The 16,468-nt window shown below is 67.8% G+C and carries 16 protein-coding genes and 1 pseudogene; 9 read left to right on the forward strand and 8 right to left on the reverse strand.

Going from position 1 to position 16,468, the window contains the following annotated elements; all coding sequences use genetic code 11:
• Positions 1-134 precede the first annotated feature (134 nt).
• The 6 genes from EPO52_RS06170 (at position 135) to cofD (ending at position 5,198) form a co-directional block, all read left to right on the forward strand.
• Positions 135-1,469 carry an aminotransferase class I/II-fold pyridoxal phosphate-dependent enzyme gene (locus tag EPO52_RS06170; RefSeq protein WP_290803493.1) on the forward strand — a complete coding sequence of 445 codons (1,335 nt, stop codon included), beginning with the start codon at positions 135-137 and terminating at the stop codon, positions 1,467-1,469.
• A 62-nt stretch (positions 1,470-1,531) separates the two neighbouring features.
• Complete coding sequence (locus EPO52_RS06175; protein ID WP_290803498.1) at positions 1,532-1,816, forward strand: toxin-antitoxin system antitoxin subunit; 285 nt, start codon at positions 1,532-1,534, stop codon at positions 1,814-1,816.
• Complete coding sequence (locus tag EPO52_RS06180) at positions 1,813-2,229, forward strand: type II toxin-antitoxin system VapC family toxin (RefSeq protein ID WP_290803502.1); 417 nt, start codon at positions 1,813-1,815, stop codon at positions 2,227-2,229. The genes EPO52_RS06175 and EPO52_RS06180 overlap by 4 nt, the downstream gene beginning before the upstream one ends.
• A 52-nt stretch (positions 2,230-2,281) precedes the next feature.
• The gene (locus EPO52_RS06185; RefSeq protein ID WP_290803506.1) at positions 2,282-2,908 is read left to right on the forward strand and encodes a sigma-70 family RNA polymerase sigma factor; all 627 of its coding nucleotides are present in this window, start codon (positions 2,282-2,284) and stop codon (positions 2,906-2,908) included.
• Positions 2,905-4,170: a hypothetical protein gene (locus tag EPO52_RS06190; protein ID WP_290803509.1), complete on the forward strand. Its 1,266-nt coding sequence runs from the start codon at positions 2,905-2,907 to the stop codon at positions 4,168-4,170. The genes EPO52_RS06185 and EPO52_RS06190 overlap by 4 nt, the downstream gene beginning before the upstream one ends.
• Before the next feature lie 35 nt (positions 4,171-4,205).
• A complete protein-coding gene (gene cofD / locus EPO52_RS06195) occupies positions 4,206-5,198 on the forward strand; it encodes a 2-phospho-L-lactate transferase (RefSeq protein ID WP_290803512.1) in 993 nt (330 codons plus the stop codon).
• Between the two features lie 16 nt (positions 5,199-5,214).
• On the opposite strand, the gene EPO52_RS06200 is transcribed toward cofD, so the two are convergent.
• The 3 genes from EPO52_RS06200 to EPO52_RS06210 all read right to left on the reverse strand — a co-directional run bounded on the left by EPO52_RS06200 (position 5,215) and on the right by EPO52_RS06210 (position 7,910).
• The gene (locus EPO52_RS06200) at positions 5,215-6,330 is read right to left on the reverse strand and encodes a bifunctional glycosyltransferase family 2/GtrA family protein (RefSeq protein WP_290803516.1); all 1,116 of its coding nucleotides are present in this window, start codon (positions 6,328-6,330) and stop codon (positions 5,215-5,217) included.
• Positions 6,331-6,341: 11 nt separating this feature from the next.
• Positions 6,342-7,307, reverse strand: a complete 966-nt coding sequence (locus EPO52_RS06205) for a phosphodiester glycosidase family protein (RefSeq protein WP_290803519.1) — start codon at positions 7,305-7,307, stop codon at positions 6,342-6,344.
• 219 nt (positions 7,308-7,526) lie between these two features.
• Entirely contained in the window at positions 7,527-7,910 is a 384-nt protein-coding gene (locus EPO52_RS06210; protein ID WP_290803523.1) for a hypothetical protein, read from the reverse strand.
• Between the two features lie 176 nt (positions 7,911-8,086).
• Here EPO52_RS06210 and EPO52_RS06215 point away from each other — a divergent pair, with 176 nt between their 5' ends.
• From EPO52_RS06215 to EPO52_RS06225, 3 genes are read left to right on the forward strand one after another with little or no spacing between them, the layout of a single operon-like run.
• Entirely contained in the window at positions 8,087-8,704 is a 618-nt protein-coding gene (locus tag EPO52_RS06215; RefSeq protein ID WP_290803526.1) for a DUF4956 domain-containing protein, read from the forward strand.
• Positions 8,701-9,540, forward strand: a complete 840-nt coding sequence (locus tag EPO52_RS06220) for a polyphosphate polymerase domain-containing protein (protein ID WP_290803530.1) — start codon at positions 8,701-8,703, stop codon at positions 9,538-9,540. The genes EPO52_RS06215 and EPO52_RS06220 overlap by 4 nt, the downstream gene beginning before the upstream one ends.
• Positions 9,524-11,452 carry a carbohydrate-binding domain-containing protein gene (locus EPO52_RS06225; protein ID WP_290803534.1) on the forward strand — a complete coding sequence of 643 codons (1,929 nt, stop codon included), beginning with the start codon at positions 9,524-9,526 and terminating at the stop codon, positions 11,450-11,452. Before EPO52_RS06220 ends, EPO52_RS06225 begins: the two co-directional genes overlap by 17 nt.
• A 32-nt stretch (positions 11,453-11,484) precedes the next feature.
• Here the strand turns inward: EPO52_RS06225 and EPO52_RS06230 are convergent, their stop codons facing one another.
• The 5 genes and pseudogenes from EPO52_RS06230 to EPO52_RS06250 form a co-directional block, all read right to left on the reverse strand.
• Complete coding sequence (locus EPO52_RS06230; protein WP_290803538.1) at positions 11,485-12,465, reverse strand: hypothetical protein; 981 nt, start codon at positions 12,463-12,465, stop codon at positions 11,485-11,487.
• Positions 12,466-12,470: 5 nt separating this feature from the next.
• Positions 12,471-13,874: a guanine deaminase gene (gene guaD / locus EPO52_RS06235; RefSeq protein ID WP_290803541.1), complete on the reverse strand. Its 1,404-nt coding sequence runs from the start codon at positions 13,872-13,874 to the stop codon at positions 12,471-12,473.
• An 88-nt stretch (positions 13,875-13,962) separates the two neighbouring features.
• Positions 13,963-14,586, reverse strand: a complete 624-nt coding sequence (locus EPO52_RS06240; RefSeq protein WP_290803544.1) for a hypothetical protein — start codon at positions 14,584-14,586, stop codon at positions 13,963-13,965.
• A gap of 184 nt (positions 14,587-14,770) precedes the next feature.
• Entirely contained in the window at positions 14,771-16,291 is a 1,521-nt protein-coding gene (glpK, locus tag EPO52_RS06245) for a glycerol kinase GlpK (protein ID WP_290803546.1), read from the reverse strand.
• Positions 16,292-16,349: 58 nt separating this feature from the next.
• Positions 16,350-16,468 (reverse strand): annotated as a pseudogene (locus tag EPO52_RS06250) (aquaporin); the annotation flags it as partial.

Consider the following 16,468-nt stretch of genomic DNA (forward strand, 5'->3'; position numbering starts at 1 on the left):
CATCCCCGTTTTGTTATTATTCGACTTGAACATTTCTCTCGTGTTTCAGATTGTGACGTGAGAGTAAATATGTCAAGAGTTCCGAGCACCACCGTCTCCTCCTGGCTCCTCCCCTCCCGATGAATCGGATACCGATGCTCGATCAGATCGTCTCCGCGGTGGAACACCGCACGCCCGAGGGCATCGCCGCCGCCATCTCGCGGCTGATCCGCTCGGGCGCGCTCAGCGCGGGCGACCGCCTGCCGACCGTGCGCGACGTCGCGGCCACCCTCGGAGTCAGTCCGGCCACCGTGAGCAACGCCTGGCAGGCCCTCTCCGGCGTGGGACTGATCACGTCGCGCGGGCGCGCCGGCAGCTACGTGCTGCAGGCCGCGACGCCGTGGATGCCGCCCCACTTCGGCGAGCTGGCCGGGTCGCACGTGGTGGCGCGGCTCGACCTGTCCAGCGGAACACCCGACCCCGAGCTGCTGCCCGACCTCCGGGCCGCGTTCACGAAGCTGCCGGCCCGGGCCGACACCGCGAGCTACCTCAGCTCCCCTGTGCTGCCCGAGCTCGAACTGCAGCTGCGAGCATCCTGGCCCTATCCCGTCGCGTCGCTCACGATCGTCGACGGCGCTCTGGATGCGATCTCCCGCGCGCTCGAGACGCTCGTGCGGTTCGGCGACCGCGTGGTGGTGGAGAACCCCGGATTCCCGCCCTTCTTCGACCTCCTCGACCACTTCGGCGTCGAGCGCATCCCCGTCTCGCTCGACGGAGCGGGGATGCGGCCCGACTCGCTCGACCGGGCGTTGCGGATGGCGCCGGCCGCGATCATCCTGCAGCCGCGGGCGCAGAACCCCACCGGCATCTCGATGACGGAGGAGCGGGCGCGGGAACTGGCGCGGGTCGTGCGGGCGAACTCGCACCTCGGCGACCCGGTGATCATCGAGGACGACCACTCGGGCGAGATCTCGAACTCGGCCGCGCACAGCCTCGGCACCTGGCTGCCGAACCGCACACTGCACGTGAGGAGCTACGGCAAGTCGCACGGGCCGGATCTGCGCATCGCCGCCCTCGGCGGCCCGGAGGCGCTGATCGACCGCATCGTGGCGCGGCGTCTGCTGGGACCGGGATGGACATCGCGGATGCTGCAGACCATCCTCTACGAGCTGCTCACGGCGAATGCCTCCGTGTCGACCATCCACGACGCGCGCCGCATCTACCAGGCGAGGCAGCGGATGCTGTCGGAGGCTCTCGTGGCCCACGGCCTGGCGCACACGCCCTCCGACGGCATCAACACGTGGATCCCCGTGGCCGACGAGAAGGCCGCCATCGTGACGCTGGCGGCGAGCGGAATCCGAGCAGCGGCGGGCTCCTCGTTCTGGGCCGCGCCGGGTGGCGCGTCTTTCCTCCGCGTGACCGCGGGCCGCGTCTCGGACGATTTCGACCTCGTGGGCGGGCTCCTCGCATCGGCCGCCGCGGCACGCTGACATAATCTCGCTTTTCGCCCACTCCGCTGCTAGCATTGACAGCACGACCTTGAGGGGGCGAGATGGCGACGATCACCGTTCGAGATCTCGACGAGGCAACCCGGAGCAAACTGCGCACCCGGGCGGCCCGTAACGGGCGCTCCATGGAGGCAGAAGTGCGCGAGATTCTGACGGCGGCCGTGGCCGCCGAACCCGCCAACAACATCGGTCTGGGTACCCGAATACACGCCATGTTCGCCGAAATCGGCGGGGCGGATGAGATTGTGGCGAACATCCCACCGCGCGAACATCATGAACCCGGGGTGGTCTTCGACGACTCGGCTTCGAACGATCCTGCTCGGCGATGATCATTGTCGACACCAATGTGATCTCAGAGATCGTCCACAGCCGAGGAGACCCGAAGATCGTCGACTGGTTGAATCGGCAGCCACCAAACGAGTTGTCGACGACCGCGGTCACCATCGCCGAGCTGCTCTACGGCGTCGCGGTCATGCCGCGTGGGGTGCGTCGCGCCGAGCTCTCGATGAAGATCGCGCGCGCCGTCACGGCGATGTTCGACGAGCGAGTGCTGCCCTTCGATTCGGATGCGGCTCTCGAGTATGCCGACATCCTCGCCACGCGCAAGCGAATCGGGCGGCCCATGAAGACCCTCGACGCACAGATCGCCGCGATCGCTCGATCCACCGACTCCGTAGTCGCCACCCGGAATGTTCGCGACTTCGAGCAGGTCGGCGTGCCGATCGTCGATCCGTGGGGGTGACGATTCCGATTCGGGTCGGGAACCCTTTTCAGGTGAGCGGACACTAGGGGGTATGGAGCAAGGGGAGATCGACGAGGCCACGGTGTGGGCCTCGGCACGTGGGGGTGACCCGGCCGCGTTCGGGGTCGTATTCGACCGGCATCGCGACCGGGTGTTCGGGCAGGCGTTGCGCCTGATGCGATCGCCGCACGATGCAGAGGATGTGACCGCGCTCGTGTTCCTCGAGGCGTGGCGCAAGCGCGAGGCCGTGCGGGTGGTCGATGGTTCGATCATCGGCTGGCTCCTCGTCACCACGAACTTCGTGGTGCGCAACCTCGTGCGCACGATGCGCCGCTATCGCGACGCGATGGCGCAGCTGCCGCCCGCGACAGCGGCCGGCACGTCCGCCGACGACCACGCGGATGCCGTCGGCGAGCGCCTCGACCGCTCCGCTCGCGACCGCCGGGTGCGCGACGCCTTCGCCCAGCTGTCGCGCGCCGATCAGGACGTGATCACGCTCTGCGTGCTCGAGGAGTTCACCACCGGACAGACCGCTGCCGCGCTCGGCATCCCGGTCGGCACGGTGAAGTCACGGCTCTCGCGAGCGAAACGGCGGCTCGCCGCACTCACCGGCGACATCGCCATCGACACACCGACCCTTCACGACGATCCGACCACCAGCACGGGAGGTGCACGATGACGAACAGGCCCGAATTCGACCCAGCGCGCAGTGCCGCCATCCGTTCGCTGCTCGTGCAGACGGCCGCGGCGAGCGCCCCCGCCTCCGGCCATCCACGCCGCCGCACCATCGTGCTCGTGGCACTCGCGGTGCTGGCAGGACTCCTCGCGTCGGGCACCGCCGCAGTCGCCCTCATGGGTGACTCGCTCTTCGGCGCCCCGGCCCCGGTCACGACCACGGTCGCACCCACCGCCACTCCGACGCCCACCCCGACACCGACCCCCACTCCGACACCCGCACAGCCGCCAGCCCCGACGGCACCGGTGGTGCGGGTCCCGGCCACCTGCGACCAGCTGCTCCCCCAGTCAGAAGCCGAGGCGATTTCGGGGGTCACCCTCACCGCCACACCCGACGGAGACTTCAGCAACCCGGTCTTCTACACCGACAGGCGTGTCGGCACCCTCACATGCGCGTGGTCAGAAGGCGTCTGGACCGGCGAATCGGCACCGCCACGGGGGGTCAGCCTGTCGGTCTATCCCGATGTCACGGCCGAGGGATTCCTCGCCGAGGCCAACCGGGAGGGTACCTACACGCAGCTCGGTCAGCCGGAGCCCGATGTCGGACCCGAGGCGTATTCCGCGTGCGGCACCTACGGGACCGCCTATGACGCCACCTGGTGCGGCTACATCGGCCGCGTCAATGGCTACGCCGTCAGCGTCACCGCCACCGGCGGCTCGGACCAGCCCCTGACCGAGGCCCGGGTGGCAGAGGTCAGAGAGCTGTTCGTCGAGACGATGGCGAGCGCCGCGGACTTCGGCGCTCCCGACGCACTCTGGCAGCCCCCGGGCGAGATCGTCTCGGGTGCGACAAGCTGCGATGATCTGGCCGACCCGACAGCACTGGCGAGCATCCTCGGGGTGAATGGTGTGGAGCCCTACAAGGCTGAAGGCGGTGAGTACGCGAATGCCCGCTTCGAGACCTCACTGCAGGTGGGTGCGTACTGGTGCGCGTGGATGGACAGCGATCCCGATGGAAATGTCGGCGCGTCTGCCGCAGTGCTCCCCGGCGGCGCGACCTACTTCGCCGCTTCCGCCGCTGCGACACCTGATGTGGTGTGGGTGGTCGCACCCGACTACCCGGGCGAAGCGTACATCCGAGAGATCGATTCGGCGACGAGCGAGGTGACCGTGCTCATCGACGGAGCGTGGGTGCGGGTGAGCGCCCCCACGGAGTCCCTGCGGGCTCTCACCGATCTCGTGCTGGAGAACGTCGGGGCCGGGTGACGCGGAGCGGCGCCGGGATGGGATTGAATGGGGGCGTGAAGATCACAGTGCTGGCGGGCGGTGTCGGGGGTGCGCGGTTCCTGCGGGGGCTGCGCACGCATCTGCGGGAGGCGTATCCGAACGGCGACGGCGGATCGACCGCCGAGGTCACCGCCGTGGTGAACACCGGTGACGACATGTGGCTCACGGGCCTGCGGGTCTGCCCCGACCTCGACTCGATCATGTACACGCTCGGCGGCGCGAACGACGACGAGCGCGGCTGGGGCCGCAAAGACGAGAGCGAGCGCGTGAGCGCCGAGCTCACCGCCTACGGTGTCGGCTGGCCCTGGTTCACCCTCGGCGACCTCGATCTCGGCACGCATATCGCCCGCTCGAGCTTCTTGCGCGACGGCCTCACCCTCACCGAGGCCACCGCGCGTCTCGCCGAGCGCTGGCCCCTCGGCATCCGCCTGCTTCCGATGAGCGACCAGCCGATCGAGACCCACGTCGACATCCTGGTCGACGGCAAGCGGCGCATCGTGCACTTCGAGGAGTGGTGGGTGAAGTACCGCGCCGGCGTTCCCGCGCAGCGCTTCATCCAGGTCGGCGTGGAGGCGGCACGGCCCACGCCTTCGGTGCTGCGCGCGATCGAGCAGGCCGACGTCATCCTGCTGGCCCCGTCGAACCCGGTGGTGTCGATCGGCACCATTCTCGGGGTCCCCGGCCTGCGCGCCGCCGTGCTGGCGGCCCGCGCCCCGATCGTGGGCGTCTCCCCCATCATCGCCGGAGCCGCCGTGCGCGGCATGGCCGACGCCTGCCTCACCGCCATCGGCGTCGAGACCACCACCACCGCCGTCGCCAAGCACTACGGCGCCCGCAGCCGAGGCGGCCTCCTCGATGCCTGGCTCGTCGATGAGGCGGATGCGGCGAGCACCCCCGTTCTCGCAGCCGCCGGCATCCGCACCACCGCTGTCCCGCTCTGGATGAGCGACGTGGCGAAGAGCTCTCGGCTCGCCGCCGACGCCCTCGCGGCCGCGCGCCGCGGCTGACGCCCACCCAGGAGCGTCAGAGCGGAGCGGTGAGGGTCTCCCGTGGGGCGAGTTCATCGGGCGCCGGGCACACCCGCGCCTCACCTTGTTCTGACGTGATCGCGCGCCTGACCGCGCGGCGTCTGCGGCGGAAGACGAAGTGCCGTTGCACCGCGAAGCCGGTGAGGTAGAGCACGGCCTCCGTGAGAAGCTTCGACGCGAGGAGCGAGACTCCGGCCCAGGTGAGAAGTTCGAGCAGACCGAGGTTCGCGGCGAGCAACGTCACGGCGAGAATGGCGTAGCGTGCCGCATCGCGGCTCATCCGCCGTCGCTCGCGTTCGCGGAACACGAGCTGACGGTTGACGAAGAAGTTCACCGATCCGCTCAGCATGCGTGATCCGACGACGGCGAGCACGAGGGATCCCGTGACGGTGAACAGCACCTGCAGCATGACCAGGTCGATGACGAACGCCGCCAACGACGATCCGACGTAGCGGAGAAAGGGACGGAGCACACGTATCGAGTCGATCACCGGCCGGAAGTGCGACGAGGCATTGTGCTCGAGATAGACCGTCGCGATCTCGAGCTCCACGATGCAGTACCCGGCCGCCTGTGCGCCGAGGAGGACATTGAGCTCGTACTCGAACCGGTCCCCTTTCACCCCGAGGAGCCAGTCCAGCATCCCGGGGTGGTAGGCGCGCAGCCCGGTCTGAGTATCCCCGACGGCGATACCCGTGGCTGACCGGAAGATGGCCCGGGAGGTGGCGTTGCCGAACCGGCTGCGCAGAGGCACCGTTCCCGTGAAGCGCCGCCCGCCTATCGCGATCACATCCCGGCCCGCTCGCCCGGCGACGCGGAGGATGTCGGAGGTGCGGTGCTGTCCGTCGCTGTCGGCACAGACGACGACCTCTCCCGGGTGATGCGCCTGCACATGTCGCAGGCCGTGCTTGAGCGCGTGCCCCTTGCCCCGGTTGAGTGGATATCCGATCACTTCGGCGCCGGCCAGACGGGCCCGGGCGAATTCCGCGGCGTATCGCGCGCCGGAGCCGTCATCGACGACGACCACGGTCGTCTCCGGCGCGGTGGCGCGCAGCTCGCGCACGACGTCGACCAGACGGCCATCCGGCTCGTACGACGGGATGAGGACGATCATGCCCGCGCCTCTCAACCTGCGATGTAGAGGATGTCGGAGGTGCCACGCTCCGTGCCGGTGCCGAGCGGGTCATTGACGAGCGCGCCATCGAAGTACATGGTCGACGACCCCCCGCCGTCGAGGTTGTAGGCGGTGGTCGCACCGAGGGACTGCATGATCTCGGCCAGGCCCGTCAGAGTCACGCCCTTGCTGTAGCCCGGGCTGCGCCCGTCCACCAACACGAAGACGAGGTGGTTGTCATCGATCACGCCCACCGCCGTGCGGGGCTGCTCACCCTGGATCGTGTGGTTGCCGAAATTGGTGTCGATCTCGACGTTCTCGATGCCGTCGACGATCGCGCCGTCCTCGACGATCGCCGGGCCGAACGAGAGCGTGTTCCACACGCCGTCCGCCACGAGCTGATCGGCGGTGGTCGTGGTCTCGTCATAGACCTCGACCGATCCGTCCGTGTAGAACGCCAGTCCCTCGCGGGCACCGTCGTCGCGGTAGACGACCCCGTTGCGCACCACGATGCCGGTGTCGCGGAACCCGTAGTAGTCGCCGTTGATGGCGAAGACCGCGTTGTTGTCGGCGGCGGTGTCGGAGGTGGTCTCGGTGATGTTCTCTCCGAACGCGTTCTGCGCGAACGCGGATCTGAGCACGGTGGCGTCGCTGATCGTGACGTCGGCCACGTAGTAGGTGACGGTGTCGTCTCCGGAGCCGGTGGTGACCGTGGAGATCTGGATGTCGGCATCGTTGGACGCGTAGCTCGTCTCCGTGGTGACCGCATCCGCCGCTTCATCTTCAGCAGAGGTGGCGGAATCGCCCGTCAAGGCGGACTGTTCGGCTTCGTAGGCGTCGACGTCGGAGATCGCGACATGCGCGATGACGTAGCGTTCGAGCGCCCACGTCGTACCGACGCCGACCGCAAGGGCCACGCCCAGCGACGCCGCGATGATGACGTTACGGCGCCGGAGCCATTGCCGGCGACGGTTCACGGGTTGTGCGTGCTCGGATATCGGAGTCTGTTTTTCGCGCATACCTCACTGCAGCCTCTGGTTCTAGGTACGGGATTGCAGCGAGGTTGCGAGAGCCGAAGACTGACTATGAGCCCTCGATGAACGGATCGACCCGCGTCAACGAGAAAGGCCCCCACCGCGCCGTGGAAGGCGATCGCGGTGGGGGCGTACGGGGGAGGTGGACCGGGCGGAGGCGGCTCAGCTGGTCGCACCGGGTTCCGTCGAGGATGTTCCCGAGCCCGTGTCGGTGCCGGAGTCGGTCCCCGAGCCGGGCGGGGTACCGCTACCCATGTCGGGCGGACTACCGGTGCCCATGTCGGGCGGGGTACCCATCTCGGGTGGGGTGAAACCCTGGGTGCCCGCGGAGGACGATCCGTCCGAACCGACGGCGGCACCAATGGCAGCACCGGCCCCACCGCCGACCAGCAGGCCCACCACGAGGGCGCCTGCGCCGACACCGGCGACTGCACGGCGGGAGAAAGCGGACCGCTTTGCCGCCGGTTCGGCCGCGGAGGCCGGGTGCTCTGGTTCTTCGCCCGGCAGCATCAGTCCGCCTGAAGTGGGCTCATATCTCTTCGTCATGGAACGAGTGTCTGATGGAGCGCTATGGGCCTCCATTGTGATCTCTAAGGAGTTCCTATGTGGCATGAGACCCGACGTGTTCGAAAGCTCACCATAGCCGCCTCATAGCAATCGCAGATGAGGTGCCCACGGAATAGACACCATCGGTTTCACATCCATACATTCTGGAGCACCCCATGTCCTACGTCCTCTTGATCGCCGTCGACATCCTGGCGATCAGCATCCTCACCTTCGGCCTCTACTTCCGTCGCCACCACCGCCGCGATCTGGTGGTCGCGTTTCTTGGAGTGAACGTCGGCGTTCTGGCCGTGTCGATGGTGCTGGGATCCTCGACCATCGGCGCAGGGCTCGGTCTCGGGCTGTTCGGCGTGCTGTCGATCATCCGCCTGCGATCGGACGAGATCGCACAGCACGAGGTGGCCTACTACTTCTCAGCACTGGCCTTGGGGCTCCTCGCCGGCCTCACGGCCGTGCCGAGTGCGCTCAACATCGGCCTGATGGCACTCATCCTCGCTGTGATGTTCGTCGGCGACAACGTGCGGCTGTTCCCGCGGTACCGGCAGCAGAGCATGCACCTCGACAGAGCTTTCACCGACGAGCCGGCACTCGAGGCCTACCTCGAACAGGTGCTCGGCGGGCGGATCAAACAGGTCCAGGTGAAACATGTCGACCTCGTCAATGACACCACGACCGTGGACGTCCGGTTCCTGGTGCCCATCGGCGACCGCCCGCGGAACGCCGCGCACGCGTCGGTCGCTCCCGCGGTGTCGCTCGACAAGACCGACGTGCGATGAGCGACGCCGAAGCCGCGTCGCGTCTGGCGACCTTGGCACCCATCGGGCTCGACGAGCTCATCGAACGAGCCGCCCTGCAGACCCGAGTCGATCGCAAGTATGTGATCCCCATCGGCGCGCTGCCCGCACTTCTCGACGGAGTCGATCCCCGCACTCAGGTTCTCGAGACCGCGGGCGTTCGTGATTTCCGGTACGAGTCGGTCTACTTCGATACTCCTGAGCTCACGAGCTATTGGATGGCCGCCCGGCAGCGCCGACGTCGATTCAAGATGCGCACCCGCTCGTACGTCGATTCCACTGCCGCATATCTGGAGGTGAAGACGAAGGGTGCCCGGTCGGCGACGGTGAAGGACCGCATGGAGTACGTCTTCGAGGAGCGGAGACTCCTCAACCAGCACGGGCTCGACTATGTCGAGGACACCCTGGCCGGGGCGGGATTCACCGACGTCGACCTCGACTCGCTGGCCCCGACCCTCATCACGCGCTATCGACGCACCACGCTCATCGTTCCGGGAGAGGCGGGTGACAGTCGCGCGACGATCGACACGCACCTCGACTGGGCACTCGACGACGAGCGGCGGATGCACACCCCGGGGATCGTCGTCATCGAGACCAAGTCCGGGTCGAGGGCCTCCCCTGTCGACAGACACCTCTGGGCGCACGGTCACCGACCCTCCACCATCTCCAAGTACGGCACGGGGCTCGCGGCTCTCCGCCCCGAACTGGCCTCCAACAAGTGGACACGCGTCCTCACACGCCACTTCCGCCCTGACACCGCTCCGACACCACGACACCCGATCAACGACCAAGGAATCACTCATGCTCCCCTCACGTAGACCACTCGTCTTCCCCCTCCTCGCTGGAGGAATCGTGACCGTCGGCCTCCTCGCCGGCTGTGCCACGGTCGCCTCCGTCGGCACCGGAACCGGCGGCGACGGCGCGGCGTCGACGGTGCTCGATGCCGTCGCCGGCACGGACGCCACCCAGGACGCCGCCGCCGTGCTCGCCGCGAACGACAGCATCCATGAGTTCACCGACGACGACTCTGCCGATGGCACGGCCACGCTCATCACGCTCGCCGGCGACTCGGCGAGCGTCGACGACAGCGGGGCGGATTCGTCCGGAGTGGCCGTCGAGGGTTCGACCGTCACCATCACCGCGTCCGGCACCTATCGGGTGAGCGGCGCGCTCACGGATGGCCAGCTCCTCGTGAACAGCACCGACGAGGGAACCGTGCGCCTCATCCTCGACGACGCGTCGATCACGAGCTCGACCAGTTCGGCTATCGACGTGGCAGCCGCCGCCGAGGTGGTGCTCGTGCTGGCCGCCGGTTCCACCAATTCACTCAGCGACACCGCAGGCTACGCCGACACCGATGAGTCGAACGCCGCCCTCTACAGCGCGGCCGACCTGCTCATCACCGGGACCGGGGCCCTGAACGTCACCGGGAACGGCAACGACGGCATCACCGGCAAGGACGGGCTGGTCATCGCGTCCGGCACCGTCACGGTCGACGCGGTCGACGACGGTGTTCGCGGCAAGGACTACCTCGTGATCACCGGCGGCACCCTCGCCGTGACCGCGGGCGGCGACGGGCTGAAGAGCGACAACGACGAGGACACGACGCGCGGTTTCGTCGATCTCGCCGGCGGCGCCGTCACCGTGACGGCCGGAGACGACGGCATCCAGGCGCAGACCGACGTGGTGGTCACCGCGGGAACGCTGGACATCACGGCCGGCGGCGGCTCGTCGCAGGCCGCTGCGCACTCGACCGCGATGGGCGCCGGGCCGGCGGATGACACGGCCGACACGTCCGACGACAGCTCGACCGACGACTCCGCCACCTCGAAGGGCATCACGAGCGAGGTCATCACGGTGATCGAGGGTGGCGAGACCACGATCGACGCAGCCGACGACGCCGTGAATTCCGCGGCCTACGTGCATGTGACCGGCGACGCGACGGTCGCGGCTTCGGCGGGTGACGACGGCATCCACGCCGACACCGCCCTGGTGGTCGACGGAGGTACGGTCGACATCACGACCTCCTACGAGGGCCTGGAATCGGCGGACGTCACCGTGGCGGGCGGCTCGACCACCGTCACGTCGAGTGACGACGGCTTGAACGCGGCCGGTGCCTCCACCGCGGAGACAGGGGGCGGCGCCGGAGGTGAAATGGCGGCGGGTGACTACTCCATCGTCATCTCAGGCGGCACTCTCGTGGTCGACGCGGACGGCGACGGCCTCGACTCGAATGGATCGATGACCATCACCGGCGGCACGACGGTGGTGAGCGGGCCCACGGACAACGGCAACGGTGCCCTCGATGTGAATGGTGACTTCACCATATCCGGCGGCACCCTGCTCGCGGCAGGGAGCATGGGAATGGCGGTGTCGCCGAGCACCTCCTCGGCGCAGGGCTGGTTGTCGGCGAACCTCTCCGACGCGGTCGACGCCGGCACGATCGTGCAGGTCGTGGCCGAGGACGGCTCGGTCGTGGCCTCGTTCGAGTCGAGCAAGAGCTTTCAGAACCTGGTCTACTCGTCCCCGACCGTGACGACCGGCGCGACGTACAGCATCGCGGTCGGAGGGACCGTCTCAGGCGACGTACTGGGTGGCCTCGCCACGTCCGGGACCGCCGACGGCGCCACCGTGTCCACGACGCTGACCGCAGGCGAGGCCACCCAGGGCGGCATGGGCGGGGGTGGGACAGGAGGCGGCCCCGGGTCGGGAACCGGGGCTCGCAACTAGCCGGCCTGCCCGCAGCGCGCCGGCAGGTCGTCTCACCCGCGGATGGCGATCAGCCAGGCGTAGACCGCCATCGAGACGGCGTACAGGGCCACCACGATCGCGTAGCCGTAGAGGTGCACCCGGGCTGGCTGGTTGCGCTTGATCCACCAGCTGAAACGCTTGAACGCCCACGGCACGAGGAACCAGCCGAGCAGCTGAGTCGACACCAGGTTGCCCACGAACAGCGACAGCCAGAACGGCACCCCGTGGCTGTCGAACAGCGGCGCCGCCACGAAGTAGCCCCAGAGGAACACGACGGGATAGAGCATCAGCAGCACGAGCAGATTGCTCTTGAAGATGGGGTCGGGTAGGGCCGTCTTGTTGCCCGTCCAGAAGCCGAAGCCATAGCTCGCCTTGGTGAGCGTGAGCTGCTCGTTGTAGGCCTTGCCCGAGTCGAGCAGCTCCTTGCGCTCGGCCGAATCGATCCAGGCGTTCAGGTGCTCGTCGGTGTCGAAGCTGAGCACCACCACCCAGTCGTCCTGCACCCCGGGCACCGGTCGCTCGATCTTGTGGCCGAGGAAGCCGTCGAATCGCGACTCGGCCGCCGAGATGCGCCGCTGCCAGTCGAGGAACGCGCCCTCTTCGTCTGCCGGAACCCTGCTCGAGATCAGTACCGATGCGGCCTCAGACGGATGCTTCGCCTCCTCCGTGAAGAGATGGATGTCGTCGTTGCCGATGAACTCGTCCTTGATCTCGGCCATGAGCGTCGTGCGCTCGGCGCTCTGCAGCCAGCCGCGCGCCGAATCGACGTCGCGGAAGCGCTGCACGACCACCCAGTCGACCTGCAGCGGAGGCTTCGGCGCGATGACCTGACGGTCGAGGAAGCCCGGCCAGTTCGCGATGCGCGCGCCCACCTTCTGCTGCCAGGCCGCGTACTTCTCGTAGCTCTCCTCGGCCAGCCGCCGGTGCACGACGAGCGAGACGGGGGTGCCGACATCCGTCGCTCCCGTCGTGTCGGAGCTGGTCTCGGTCATGGGCGTCAGGCCTTCTGGTAGGCGAGCTCGCCCATCACCCAGGTCTGGTCGACGGCGCGCTCGTCGGAGACCATCATGATGCCGAACAGCAGGTCGGAGACCGTCTCGAGCGACAGCGGGCCGTCGCCGGCCTTCTCGAGCAGCAACGAGGCGTGCCACGGAGCGGCCGGGGGGCCCGCCGTGTAGTCGAGGGCCACGAAGTCGGCCTCCTTGCCGATGTCGAAGGTGCCGACCAGGTCGTCGATGTAGAGCGACTCGGCGCCACCGCGGGTGAGCAGGTAGAAGGCGCGGAAGGCGGAGAGCTTGTTGCGCTCCGACTCCGCCAGGTCCTGCTGGCTCGGCACGATGGAGCCGTCGAGGATGGTGTTGTTGAGCATCCCCACCTTGTAGCCGTCTTCGAGCGAGTTGAGGAGGCTGAAGCGGTTGCCGCCGCCCATGTCGGTGCCCACCGAGAGCAGCACACGGTGCTCGGGGTCGGTGGCGCGGCCGAGGCGGAAGAGGCCCGATCCGAGGTAGAGGTTCGACGAGGGGCAGAACGCGACGGCCGCGCCCGACTCCGAGAAACGGCGGAACTCGCCATCCGACAGCCACACTCCATGACCGCCCGTGAACTTGGGGCCGACGAGACCGTATTTCTCGTAGACCTCCAGGTAGTCGGTGCAGTCGTCGTGGAGCGCCAGAACACCGTGGATCTCGGCCGGATTCTCGGAGATGTGGGTGTTGACCCAGGTGTCGGGGAACTCCTCCTTCAGCCTCTGAGTGGCGGCCATGAGCTCGTTCGAGGCGCCGAAGCCGAATCTCGGGGTGATGGCGTAGAGGTTGCGTCCGGTGCCGTGCCACTTCTCGATCAGCGTCTTCGAGTCGGCGTAGTACTGCTCGGGAGTGTTCGCGAAGTAGTCGGGAACATGCCGGTCGATACCCGTGAGGCCGGCGATCATGCGCATGTTGCGCTTCGTGGCTTCTTCGAAGAAGACCTCGTTGCAGAGCAGGTTGCCGGTGGTGAAGGTCTGCGCGGTGGTGGTTCCGGAAGCCAGCAGGTTGTCGAAGAAGTGCTTCGTGCCCTCCTCGGCGTAGTCGCGCTCGGCGTACTTGTGCTCCTCGGGGAACACCCATTTCTGCAGCCACGGCAGCAGCTGCTCGCCGTAGGCGCCCAGCACGCGGGTCTGCGCGAGATGGATGTGCCCGTCGATGAATCCTGGCAGGATGATGCGGTCGCGGATCTCCGTGATCTCGATTCCGGGGTGCTTCGGCGCGATCTCGTCGTAGGGCCCGAAATCGGTGATGATGCCGTCTTCGGTGACCAGCAGGCCGTCGACGTGGAAGCGGGTGGCTGCGGCTTCGTCGCCCACGTGTTTCCACGGGTCGTCGATGAAATCAAGGAACGTACCGCGGACTGCCTTCTCGGCCATGAGATCCCCATCTATGAGTCGTGTGCGGCAATAGTGACACACGGATGCCGCCACCACAGTCTCCCTAACAGGGGACACTCGAAGCGCGTCACCGATCTCCGATGTTGGTGACCGTGACCGTGCGGCTCACCGTCTGGCCGTCGGCGCCCAGGACCGTGAGGGTGTACCGGTGGTCGTCGGCGCAGAGGTACTGGAGGTCGGTGGTGGAGCCCGCCTCGGCCGAGACCTCCGCGTAGGGCTCGGCCATGGCATCGTCGGTGTCGACGCCGACCCAGGCGCGCAGGCCGCCGACGATCGACCACGAGATGGTGAGGGGCGTGCTGGTGAGCCCCGGCACTCCCGGCGCCGGCGCCGAACAGGTGACGGTCTGCGGCCCGACGGAGAACGACTCGATTGCCGGCGCCGGCGCCGATGCAGATGCCGGGGGCGGTGCGGCCTGCGAGCCGGACGGCAGCGCACCAGATGCTCCAGGAGAGACGGCAGGCGACGCGGGAGCGGGAGACGGCGTGCGGGAAAAAGACGAGGTGGCGGTGCCACTGATCACCGGAGCGGCCGCATCCTGCATCGACGCACGAAGAAGGAAGAATCCGCCCACGCCGGCCGCGCCGATCACCAGGATCAGGCCGACCACCAACGGCACCACCCGCTGGCGCCGCGGCCTCTCGCCCTCGCCCGAAACGGAGAGCATGATCTCGGTCGGCTGCTCACTCATCGAGCAACTCTGACAGATCCTCAGCTCTGAAGCAACCACGGAGGGGCAAACGGCGCAGCCGCCACCGACCGAGGGTCAGTGACGGCTGCGCGATGGCAAACAGAATCTATTCGGTGTCGTCGCCTGCGCCGCCGGAGCGGCGGCGCAGGCGAGGCACAGCCCCAGGTCGACGAAGGCGCCGAATTTATTCGGTGTCTTCGTCGACCCAGTCGAGGGTCTTCGTGACGGCCTTCTTCCAGTTGCGCAGCTGGCGCTCGCGCTCGGCGGGCTCCATCGAGGGCTCCCAGCGGGAGTCCTCCTGCCAGTTGGCGCGGAGTTCGTCGAGGTTGGCCCAGAAGCCCACCGCGAGGCCGGCCGCGTACGCCGCACCGAGCGCGGTCGTCTCGGCGACGACCGGCCGGATGACCGGCACGCCCAGGATGTCGGCCTGGAACTGCATGAGCGTGTTGTTCGCGATCATGCCGCCGTCGACCTTGAGCTCCGTCAGGTCCACACCGGAGTCGGCGTTCACGGCGTCCAGAACCTCGCGGGTCTGGAAGGCCGTGGCCTCCAGCGCGGCGCGGGCGATGTGGCCCTTGTTGACGTAGCGGGTGAGCCCCACGAGGGCACCGCGCGCATCCGACCGCCAGTACGGGGCGAAGAGACCCGAGAACGCGGGCACGAAGTAGGCGCCACCGTTGTCGTCGACCGTCTTCGCCAGCTCCTCCACCTCGGGGGCCGAGGAGATGATGCCGAGGTTGTCGCGCAGCCACTGGATGAGCGACCCGGTCACCGCGATCGAGCCCTCGAGCGCGTAGTGAGCCGGCTGGTCGCCCAGCTTGTAGCCGAGGGTGGTGAGCAGCCCGTTCTTCGAGTGCACGATCTCCGTGTCGGTGTTGAAGATCAGGAAGTTACCGGTGCCGTAGGTGTTCTTCGACTCGCCGGCGTCGAACGCCGCCTGGCCGAAGGTGGCCGCCTGCTGGTCGCCCAGGATGCCGGACACCGGAACCTCGCGCAGGAGGTTCGACGACTCGACGGTGCCGTAGACCTCGGACGACGACTTGATCTCGGGGAGCATCGACTTCGGAACGCCGAACGCCTCGAGGATGTCGTCGCGCCACTCGAGCGTCTCGAGGTCCATGAACAGGGTGCGCGAGGCATTGGTGACGTCGGTGGCGTGCACGCCGCCCTCGGTGCCGCCGGTGAGGTTCCAGAGAACCCACGAGTCGGTGGTGCCGAACAGCAGGTCGCCGGCATCCGCGGCCTCACGGGCGCCCTCGACGTTCTCCAGGATCCACACGATCTTGGTGCCCGAGAAGTAGGTGGCGAGCGGCAGGCCGACGATCGGCTTGAAGCGCTCCACTCCCCCATCGGCCGCCAGGCGGTCGACGATCGACTGGGTGCGGGTGTCCTGCCAGACGATGGCGTTGTAGACGGGCTTGCCGGTGTTCTTGTTCCACACCACCGCGGTCTCGCGCTGGTTGGTGATGCCGACCGCCGCGATGTCGTGACGGGTCAGGTCGGCCTTCGAGAGGGCCTGACCGATGACCTCGCGCACGTTGTCCCAGATCTCGACCGGGTTGTGCTCGACCCAGCCCGCCTTCGGGAAGATCTGCTCGTGCTCCTTCTGACCGGTCGACACGATGGTGCCGGCGTGATCGAAGATGATCGCGCGCGACGAGGTGGTGCCCTGGTCGATGGCGAGAACGTACTTCTGTTCAGTCATGTCTAACTCCTTTGTAGAGATGCTTCTGATGTCTCAGTTGATCGGATGCGGGTGAACGCTAGGTGAGGATGGGGAGCAGCGGGATGGCGAGCAGCCCCGCGAGCACACCACCGATGATCGGGCCCACCACGGGAACCCACGAGTACGACCAGTCGGAAGACCCCTTGCCCTTGATCG

Origin of the sequence: Herbiconiux sp. (assembly GCF_004297105.1) — a bacterium.
In the GTDB taxonomy this organism is placed as follows: domain Bacteria; phylum Actinomycetota; class Actinomycetes; order Actinomycetales; family Microbacteriaceae; genus Herbiconiux.

Coding starts and splice junctions, on each gene's coding strand:
- EPO52_RS06175 (WP_290803498.1), top strand. CDS start 1,532: ATGGCGACGATCACCGTTCGAGATCTCGACGAGGCAACCCGGAGCAAA.
- EPO52_RS06170 (WP_290803493.1), top strand. CDS start 135: ATGCTCGATCAGATCGTCTCCGCGGTGGAACACCGCACGCCCGAGGGC.
- EPO52_RS06220 (WP_290803530.1), top strand. CDS start 8,701: ATGAGCGACGCCGAAGCCGCGTCGCGTCTGGCGACCTTGGCACCCATC.
- EPO52_RS06215 (WP_290803526.1), top strand. CDS start 8,087: ATGTCCTACGTCCTCTTGATCGCCGTCGACATCCTGGCGATCAGCATC.
- EPO52_RS06185 (WP_290803506.1), top strand. CDS start 2,282: ATGGAGCAAGGGGAGATCGACGAGGCCACGGTGTGGGCCTCGGCACGT.
- glpK (WP_290803546.1), bottom strand. CDS start 16,291: ATGACTGAACAGAAGTACGTTCTCGCCATCGACCAGGGCACCACCTCG.
- EPO52_RS06180 (WP_290803502.1), top strand. CDS start 1,813: ATGATCATTGTCGACACCAATGTGATCTCAGAGATCGTCCACAGCCGA.
- EPO52_RS06210 (WP_290803523.1), bottom strand. CDS start 7,910: ATGACGAAGAGATATGAGCCCACTTCAGGCGGACTGATGCTGCCGGGC.
- EPO52_RS06190 (WP_290803509.1), top strand. CDS start 2,905: ATGACGAACAGGCCCGAATTCGACCCAGCGCGCAGTGCCGCCATCCGT.
- EPO52_RS06200 (WP_290803516.1), bottom strand. CDS start 6,330: ATGATCGTCCTCATCCCGTCGTACGAGCCGGATGGCCGTCTGGTCGAC.
- EPO52_RS06240 (WP_290803544.1), bottom strand. CDS start 14,586: ATGAGTGAGCAGCCGACCGAGATCATGCTCTCCGTTTCGGGCGAGGGC.
- EPO52_RS06225 (WP_290803534.1), top strand. CDS start 9,524: ATGCTCCCCTCACGTAGACCACTCGTCTTCCCCCTCCTCGCTGGAGGA.
- guaD (WP_290803541.1), bottom strand. CDS start 13,874: ATGGCCGAGAAGGCAGTCCGCGGTACGTTCCTTGATTTCATCGACGAC.
- EPO52_RS06230 (WP_290803538.1), bottom strand. CDS start 12,465: ATGACCGAGACCAGCTCCGACACGACGGGAGCGACGGATGTCGGCACC.